Below are 7,121 nucleotides of genomic sequence, written 5' to 3' on the forward strand. Positions count from 1 at the left end.
GGCCCGGACCACTCGCCGCCGCTGGAGGCGCTCTGCGACGACGTCCTGGACATGCTGGGCCCGGGTGACCGGGACGACGACATCGCGCTGCTCGCGGCCCGGTTCGACGGGATCGCGCCGAGCGACGTGGCGTACTGGTTCCTGGAACCGGAGGACGCGGCCCCGGGCCGGGCGCGGCGCCTGGCCCGGCGGGCGCTCGCCCGCTGGGACCTGGAGGAGCTGACGGACTCGGTGGAGCTGCTGATCAGCGAGGTCGTGACGAACGCGGTGCGGTACGCGGAGCGCCCCGTGACGCTGCGGCTGCTGCGCACGGACGTGCTGCGCTGCGAGGTCGGCGACGACTCGCCGCAGCTGCCCCGGCAGCGGCGGGCGCGGGAGACCGACGAGGGCGGGCGCGGCCTGTTCCTGGTGAACCGGCTGGCCCGGCGGTGGGGCGCGACACGGCTCTCGGGCGGCAAGGTGGTCTGGTTCGAGCTGGCGATCCCGCAGGGCTGAGCCCCGCCCCGGGCGGTCGACCCCGCAGAGCTGAGCCCCGCCCCGGGCGGTCGACCCCGCAGAGCTGAGCCCCGCCCCGGGCGGTCGGCCCCGCAGGGCTGAGCCCCGCTCCGGGCGGTCCGGCACCCAGGCCCTGGGCGTGGCCGCGTGCGGAGCCCGGGCCCACCTCCCGTACCGCACACGCGCGAGGACGGCCGGTCCCCTTTCCGGGGGCCGGCCGTCCTCGTGTCTCAGGCGCGTCTCAGGTCCCGTGCCTCACTGCGGCAGCGGCGGCGTGTCGCTGGTGCCCTGGCCGCCGCGACCGGGAGCCGTCCCGTCCGGCGGCTCGAACGACGGCGGCGGCGACGGCTCGTCGGTCGGCCGCTGCGTCGGGGGCGTCGGGGACGCCGGCGGCGTGGTGACCGGCTTCTGAGGGGTCCGCGGCGGAGTGGTGGCGGGCGTGGTCGTCGGCGGGGTCGACGGGGCCGTGGGCGTGGTGGGCGGTGGGGTGGTCGTGGGCTCCTCGGTCTCCGGCGCCTCGGTGGTGGGCTCGGTGGCCGGGTCGGTCGGCTCCCAGGTGGGGTCGACCGGGACGAGGCTGTCGGTCTTCAGCTCGAAGCGGGCGTCGGAGCCGCCGTCCAGCGCGCGGGTGGTGTAGTCGCCCCAGATGCGGGCGGGAGTACGGCCGCCGTTGGCGCGGCCCGGGTTGATGGTGTTGGTCAGGGTGACCTGGTCGCCCTTGGGGTCCTCGCCGAACAGGCCGACGGCGGTGACCAGTTCGGGGGTGTAGCCGACGAACCAGGCGGAACGGTTGTTCTCGGAGGTGCCGGTCTTGCCGGCGGCCTGGTAGTCGCCCGCGGCGCGCATGCCGGAGCCGTTGCGGACGACGCCCATCATGGCCTTGGTGGTGGTGTCGGCGGCCTCGCGGCTGATGACCTGGTCACCGATCGGGTCGGCCGGCTCGACCGTGCGGTCCTTGTGCGCGGCGGCCTTCACCAGGGTGGGCGTGACGCGCTTGCCGTGGTTGTCGAGCGTGGCGTAGACGCCGGCCATGTCGAGGGTGGAGGCGCCCATGGTGCCGAGGGACATGGCGGGCGTCTCGCCGAAGTCCTGGCCGTCCTTCATGCCGAGGTCGAGGGCGGTCTTCTTCACCTTGTCGGTGCCGACGTCGACGATCATCTGCGCGTAGACGGAGTTGATGGACCTGTTCGTGGCCGTCTGCACGGTGACGGGGCCGTGGTTGCGGTCGTCCTCGTTCTCCGGCGAGAACGGGATGTCGCTGCCGACGACCTGGCGCCTGCTGGTGCCGTCGTAGACGGTGCCGAGGCCGATCTTCCGTCCGTCCTGGGTCACGGAGTGGTTGTCGACGGCGGAGGCGAGGACGATCGGCTTGAAGGTCGAGGCGGGCTGGTAGTCGCGCCGGGTGGCGTTGGACATCCAGTGCTCGGTGGCACCGACACCGCCGTAGAGGGCGACGACCCCGCCGGTCCTCGGGTCGACGGAGGTGGCGCCGGCCTGGACGGTGGCGTGCTTGGGGTTGCCCTTGCGGTCGAGCTTGTCCTCCAGCTCCTCGCCGACGGCCTTGACGAGGTCCTTCTGCTTCTCCTCGTCGATGGTGAGGGTGATCGTCCAGCCGCCGGCCTTGATGTCCTCCTCGCTGACGCCCCGGCGCACCAGCTCCTGGTTGGCGGCCTCGACGATGTAACCGGTCTGGCCCTCCATGCCGGGGGCGGGACGCGGCTTCTGCGGGACGGGGAACTTCATGCCGGCCCGCTCGGACGCGGAGAGCCACCGCATCTCGACCATGTTGTCGAGGACGTAGTTCCAGCGCTCCTCGACCAGCTTGCGGCCGGTGGGGCTGGCGGAGGTCCAGTCGTACTGGTTGGGCGCCTGGAGCAGCGAGGCGAGGTAGGCGCCCTGCGCGGTGGTGAGCTTGTCGGCGTCGACGCCGTAGTAGGCGCGGGCGGCGGCCTGGACGCCGTAGGCGGAGCGGCCGTAGTAGCTGGTGTTCATGTAGCCGGCGAGGATGTCGTCCTTGGCCGTCTGCTGGTCCACCTTGAGGGCGATGACCATTTCCTTGAGCTTGCGGGTCGCCGTCTGGTCCTGGCTCAGGTAGAAGTTCTTGACGTACTGCTGGGTGATGGTCGAGCCACCCTGCTTGCCCTTGCCGGTGACCGTGCTCCAGGCGGCGCGGACGGTGCCCTTGATGTCGACGCCGTGGTCCTCGTAGAAGCTCTTGTTCTCGGCGGCGACGAAGGCCTGCTGGACCTGGCGGGGGATCTTCTCGAGGCCGACTATCTCCCGGTTGATCTTGCCGGTGCGGGCGAGGATCTTGCCGTTGGAGTACTTGTAGATGTTGCTCTGCATGGTGGCCTCGGCGTTGGCCGTCGGCACGGGGACCATGAGGTAGACGACGTACAGGGCGCCCATGGCGATCAGGCAGCACACGAAGAAGGTGCCCAGGAGCTTCTTCCAGGTGAAGAGGCGGCGTATGCCGCTCTTCTTCGCCTTGCTCTTGTCCGGTCGGCCCATGGGTTGCGTCGCTCCGCTCGTCGTGGTCTCGGCGTTTCCGGCCCGGGTGTCCGCGCCGGATCAGCTCAGCAAGCTAACACCGACGATGCAGACAAAGGGCAGCCGATCCCGTCTTTTCGGGACGTGAGCTTCAGCACCCGCCCCCGGGGGAACCGACGTGCGAGAGCTCCGGATGGTTGCCTGAAGTGGTCATTCCGTTTACGGCCGACCCGGCGGGCGGCTCGCCGCCGACCCGCTCCGGGGCCTATACACCTTGCGTATACACGCCGTGTACAGTGACGCCCATGTCCATCGGTCACACCCTTCTCGGGCTCCTGGAGTCCGGACCGCGCCACGGCTACGACCTCAAGCGCGCCTTCGACGAGCGATTCGGCCACGACCGCCCGCTCCACTACGGCCAGGTCTACTCGACCATGTCCCGCCTCCTGAGGAACGGCCTGGTGGTGGTCGAGGGCATCGAGCCCGGCGACGGGCCCGAACGCAAGCGGTACGCGATCACGGAGGCCGGCATCACCGACGTCGGGCAGTGGCTCGCCACCCCCGAGAAGCCGGAGCCGTACCTCCAGTCCACGCTCTACACCAAGGTCGTCCTCGCCCTGCTCACCGGGCGCGGCGCCGCCGACATCCTCGACGCCCAGCGCTCCGAGCACCTGCGCCTGATGCGCGAGCTCACCCGCCGCAAGAGGGACGGCGACCTCGCCGACCAGCTCATCTGCGACCACGCCCTCTTCCACCTGGAAGCCGACCTGCGCTGGCTCGAACTGACCGCCGCCCGCCTGGACCGGCTCGCCGAGGAGGTCCGCCGATGACGACCACGCCCCTGCTGCGTGCCACCGGCCTGACCAAGGCCTACGGCGCCACCCCCGCCCTCTCCGGGGCCGACTTCGCGCTCCGGGCCGGCGAGGTCGTCGCCGTCATGGGCCCCTCCGGCTCGGGGAAGTCCACACTGCTGCACTGCCTGGCCGGGATCGTCCGCCCCGACGCGGGCACCCTCACCTACGACGGCCGCGAGCTCACGGCCCTGTCCGACGCGCACCGCAGCGCCCTGCGCCGTACCGACTTCGGCTTCGTCTTCCAGTTCGGCCAGCTCGTCCCCGAGCTGACCTGCGTCGAGAACGTGGCCCTGCCGCTCCGCCTCAACGGCGACCGGCGGAAGGCGGCCGAGGCCCGGGCCACCGAGTGGCTGGCCCGCCTGGAGGTCGACGACACCGCCGGCAAGCGGCCCGGCGAGATATCCGGCGGCCAGGGCCAGCGGGTGGCCGTCGCCCGCGCCCTCGTCACCGCCCCGCGCGTGATCTTCGCCGACGAGCCCACCGGGGCGCTCGACTCCCTCAACGGCGAGCGGGTGATGCAGCTCCTCACCGACGCGTCGCGGGACACCGGCGCCGCCGTCGTCCTCGTCACCCACGAGGCCCGCGTCGCCGCCTACTCCGACCGCGAGGTCGTGGTGCGCGACGGCGCGGTACGGGACGCGGAGTGGGCGGCATGAGCCTCTCCGGCCGGGCCCGCGACCTCGCCCTCGGCGCCCGCTTCGCCTTCACCGGCGGCCGCTCCGGCCTGCTGCGCACCGTGCTGACCGCGACCGGCGTCGGCTTCGGCGTGGCGCTGCTGCTGCTCGCCGCCTCCTTCCCGAACATGCTGTTCCAGCGAGAGGTACGGGAGTCGGTCCGCGCCGTCGACGCCGGCGAGCAGGTGACCTCCCCGCGCCCCGGCTCCTTTCTGCACCTCGACCGGCCCACGGTCTACCGGGGGGAGGCCGTCAGCGGTCTGCTGCTGCGCCCGGAGGGCGACGCTCCCCCGGTCCCCCCGGGCGCGACGCGGTTCCCCGCGCGCGGCGAGATGCTGGTCTCGCCCGCGCTGCGCGACCTGCTCGACTCCCCCGAGGGCGCCCTCCTCAGGGAACGCCTGCCCTACAAGGCCGCCGGGACGATCGGCCCCGCCGGGCTCATCGGCCCGGCCGAGCTGCGGTACGTCGCCCACGCCGGCTTCCTGACCACCGAGAACCTCGACGGGCGCGGCGTCCGCTTCGGCTGGTCGGTGCCCGCGGAGCCGATGAACGCCTTCCTCCTGCTGCTCGTCCTCGTGGCCTGTGTCGTCCTGCTGCTGCCGGTCCTCGTCTTCATCGCGACCGCCGTCCGTTTCGGCGGCGAGCAGCGCGACCGGCGGCTGGCCGCGCTGCGGCTGGTCGGCGCGGACACCGCCATGGCCCGGCGGATCGCGGCGGGCGAGGCCCTCGCCGGCGCGCTGCTCGGCCTGGCCGTGGGCGGCGGCCTCTTCGCCCTCGCCCGGCGGTTCGCGGGCGCCTTCACCATCTGGGACGTCAACGCGTACCCGTCCGACGTCGTGCCGATGCCGGCGCTCGCCGCGCTCGTCCTCGTCACCGTCCCCGTCGCCTCCGTCGTGGTCGCCCTCTTCGCCCTGCGCGGGGTGGCGATCGAACCGCTCGGCGTGGTCCGGACGGCCGTACCGCGCCGCCGCCGGCTGTGGTGGCGGCTGCTGCTGGTGGTGGCCGGCGCGGCCCTGCTGCTGCCGCTGGTCGGCGAGGTCCGGGTGACGGGGACGAGCGTCGACACGGTGGCGATCGCGGCCGGCATGGTGCTCTGCCTGCTCGGACTCGTCACCCTGCTGCCCTGGCTGGTCGAGGCCTGTGTGAAGCGGCTGAACGGCGGCCCGGTGGCCTGGCAGCTCGCGGTCCGCCGGCTCCAGCTGAGCAGCGGGACGGCCGCCAGGGCCGTCAGCGGCATCGTCGTCGCGGCGACCGGGGCGATCGCCCTGCAGATGCTGTTCCAGGCGATGGAGAACGACTTCACGCAGCACACGGGCGAGGACACCGCCCGGGCCCAGGTCGCCGTCGGTACCCACGCCAGGACCGCGGAGGAGGCACGCCGGGTGATCGACCGCTTCGAGCGGACCCCGGGCGTGAGCGCGGTGATCGGCACCGTCGAGTCGCACGTGTGGCGGCCCGGCCCGCTGAAGGGCGGTGAGGAGTTCGCCCCCAGCGCCTCGATCAGGGTCGGCGACTGCCCTTCGCTGAAGGAGTACGCCGCACTGCCCTCCTGCGCGGACGGTGACGTCTTCGTCTTCCTCGCGCACGGCGCCCAGGGCAACCCCGGGGACAGCTGGGTGACGCGGACCGCCCGGCCGGGCGCGACGGTCGTCCTGCGCGATCCTCACCCGCACCCGGACGCGTCGCGCCGCGCGGGGAACGGCCCGCCGCCCCGGTGGCGCATCCCCGCCGACGCCCGGGTCGTGGACGCGCGCCCCGACCCGACGGGCATGTACCAGTTCGGCATCCTCGCCACCCCGTCGGCGATCGACGGCAGGCTGCTCGACGAGCCCGACGCGCAGGCCATGGTCCGGCTCGACCCGGCCGTGCCCGACGCCGCCGAGCACGTACGCAACGCGGCGGCGGCGATCGACCCCACGTCCTGGGTCCGCACGCTCCAGGACGTCCAGCGCGACGCGGCCTTCTCCAGCGTCCGGACCGGCATCCTGGTCGGCTCCACCCTGACGATGCTGCTGGTGGCGGCCTCGCTCCTGGTGGCGACCCTGGAGCAGCTCAGGGACCGCAAGCGCCTGCTCTCCTCGCTGGTCGCCTTCGGCACCCGGCGCTCCACCCTGAGCTGGTCGGTGCTGTGGCAGACGGCCGTGCCGATCGTCCTGGGCCTCGCCCTGGCGGCGGCGGGCGGCCTCGCCCTCGGCGTGGTGCTCCTGCGGATGACGGGCCAGCGGGTGCGGGACTGGTCGGTGTTCCTGCCGGTCATGGGCATCGGCGCCGGGCTGATCGCCGTGGTGACCCTGGTGAGCCTGCCGGTCCTGTGGCGGCTGATGCGCGCGGACGGGCTGCGCACGGAGTAGACCGGTTCCGCGGCGTACGAGGCCGGCGTCGGGTCCTGGCATCGGGGGGCCGGAACCGGCGTACGGGGCGGGCGTCGGGTCCTGGCACCGGGGGGTGTCAGGACCCGGCGCGCACCACCCGTACCGGAAGGTCCCTCATCGCGTCGCGCAGCGCCCCGGCCAGCTCCTCGAACTCGGCGTGCCGGGCGGTGCCGGTCCGCATGGCGAGGGCGACCCGCCGCGAGGGGGCGGGGTCGGTGAAGAGGCCGGTGCACAGG

At 73.4% G+C, this 7,121-nt stretch carries 5 protein-coding genes and 1 pseudogene; 4 read left to right on the top strand and 2 right to left on the bottom strand.

Features of this window, described 5'->3' with window-relative positions; all coding sequences use genetic code 11:
• On the top strand, positions 1–495 hold a 495-nt coding region (locus RIF68_RS21140), incomplete at its 5' end, for an ATP-binding protein (RefSeq protein WP_309052859.1).
• Between the two features lie 255 nt (positions 496–750).
• Here the strand turns inward: RIF68_RS21140 and RIF68_RS21145 are convergent.
• On the bottom strand, positions 751–3,006 hold the full coding sequence (locus RIF68_RS21145; protein WP_309052860.1) for a transglycosylase domain-containing protein: 2,256 nt from the start codon (positions 3,004–3,006) through the stop codon (positions 751–753).
• 284 nt (positions 3,007–3,290) lie between these two features.
• Between RIF68_RS21145 and RIF68_RS21150 the strand changes: the two genes are divergently transcribed.
• From RIF68_RS21150 to RIF68_RS21160, 3 genes are read left to right on the top strand one after another with little or no spacing between them, the layout of a single operon-like run.
• Positions 3,291–3,815 carry a PadR family transcriptional regulator gene (locus RIF68_RS21150; RefSeq protein ID WP_309052861.1) on the top strand — a complete coding sequence of 175 codons (525 nt, stop codon included), beginning with the start codon at positions 3,291–3,293 and terminating at the stop codon, positions 3,813–3,815.
• Positions 3,812–4,495, top strand: a complete 684-nt coding sequence (locus RIF68_RS21155; RefSeq protein ID WP_309052862.1) for an ABC transporter ATP-binding protein — start codon at positions 3,812–3,814, stop codon at positions 4,493–4,495. Before RIF68_RS21150 ends, RIF68_RS21155 begins: the two co-directional genes overlap by 4 nt.
• Positions 4,492–6,864, top strand: a complete 2,373-nt coding sequence (locus RIF68_RS21160) for an FtsX-like permease family protein (protein ID WP_309052863.1) — start codon at positions 4,492–4,494, stop codon at positions 6,862–6,864. Before RIF68_RS21155 ends, RIF68_RS21160 begins: the two co-directional genes overlap by 4 nt.
• Positions 6,865–6,961: 97 nt before the next feature.
• On the opposite strand, the pseudogene RIF68_RS21165 reads toward RIF68_RS21160, so the two are convergent.
• A pseudogene (locus tag RIF68_RS21165) lies at positions 6,962–7,121 on the bottom strand (hydrogen peroxide-inducible genes activator); the annotation flags it as partial.

The sequence above is a fragment of the Streptomyces sp. genome (assembly GCF_031178505.1).
GTDB classification, from domain to species: domain Bacteria; phylum Actinomycetota; class Actinomycetes; order Streptomycetales; family Streptomycetaceae; genus Streptomyces; species Streptomyces gulbargensis.

What these genes read in the sequence shown, in the direction of transcription:
- RIF68_RS21145 (WP_309052860.1), bottom strand. Translation starts at nt 3,006, where the DNA reads ATGGGCCGACCGGACAAGAGCAAGGCGAAGAAGAGCGGCATACGCCGC.
- RIF68_RS21155 (WP_309052862.1), top strand. Translation starts at nt 3,812, where the DNA reads ATGACGACCACGCCCCTGCTGCGTGCCACCGGCCTGACCAAGGCCTAC.
- RIF68_RS21160 (WP_309052863.1), top strand. Translation starts at nt 4,492, where the DNA reads ATGAGCCTCTCCGGCCGGGCCCGCGACCTCGCCCTCGGCGCCCGCTTC.
- RIF68_RS21150 (WP_309052861.1), top strand. Translation starts at nt 3,291, where the DNA reads ATGTCCATCGGTCACACCCTTCTCGGGCTCCTGGAGTCCGGACCGCGC.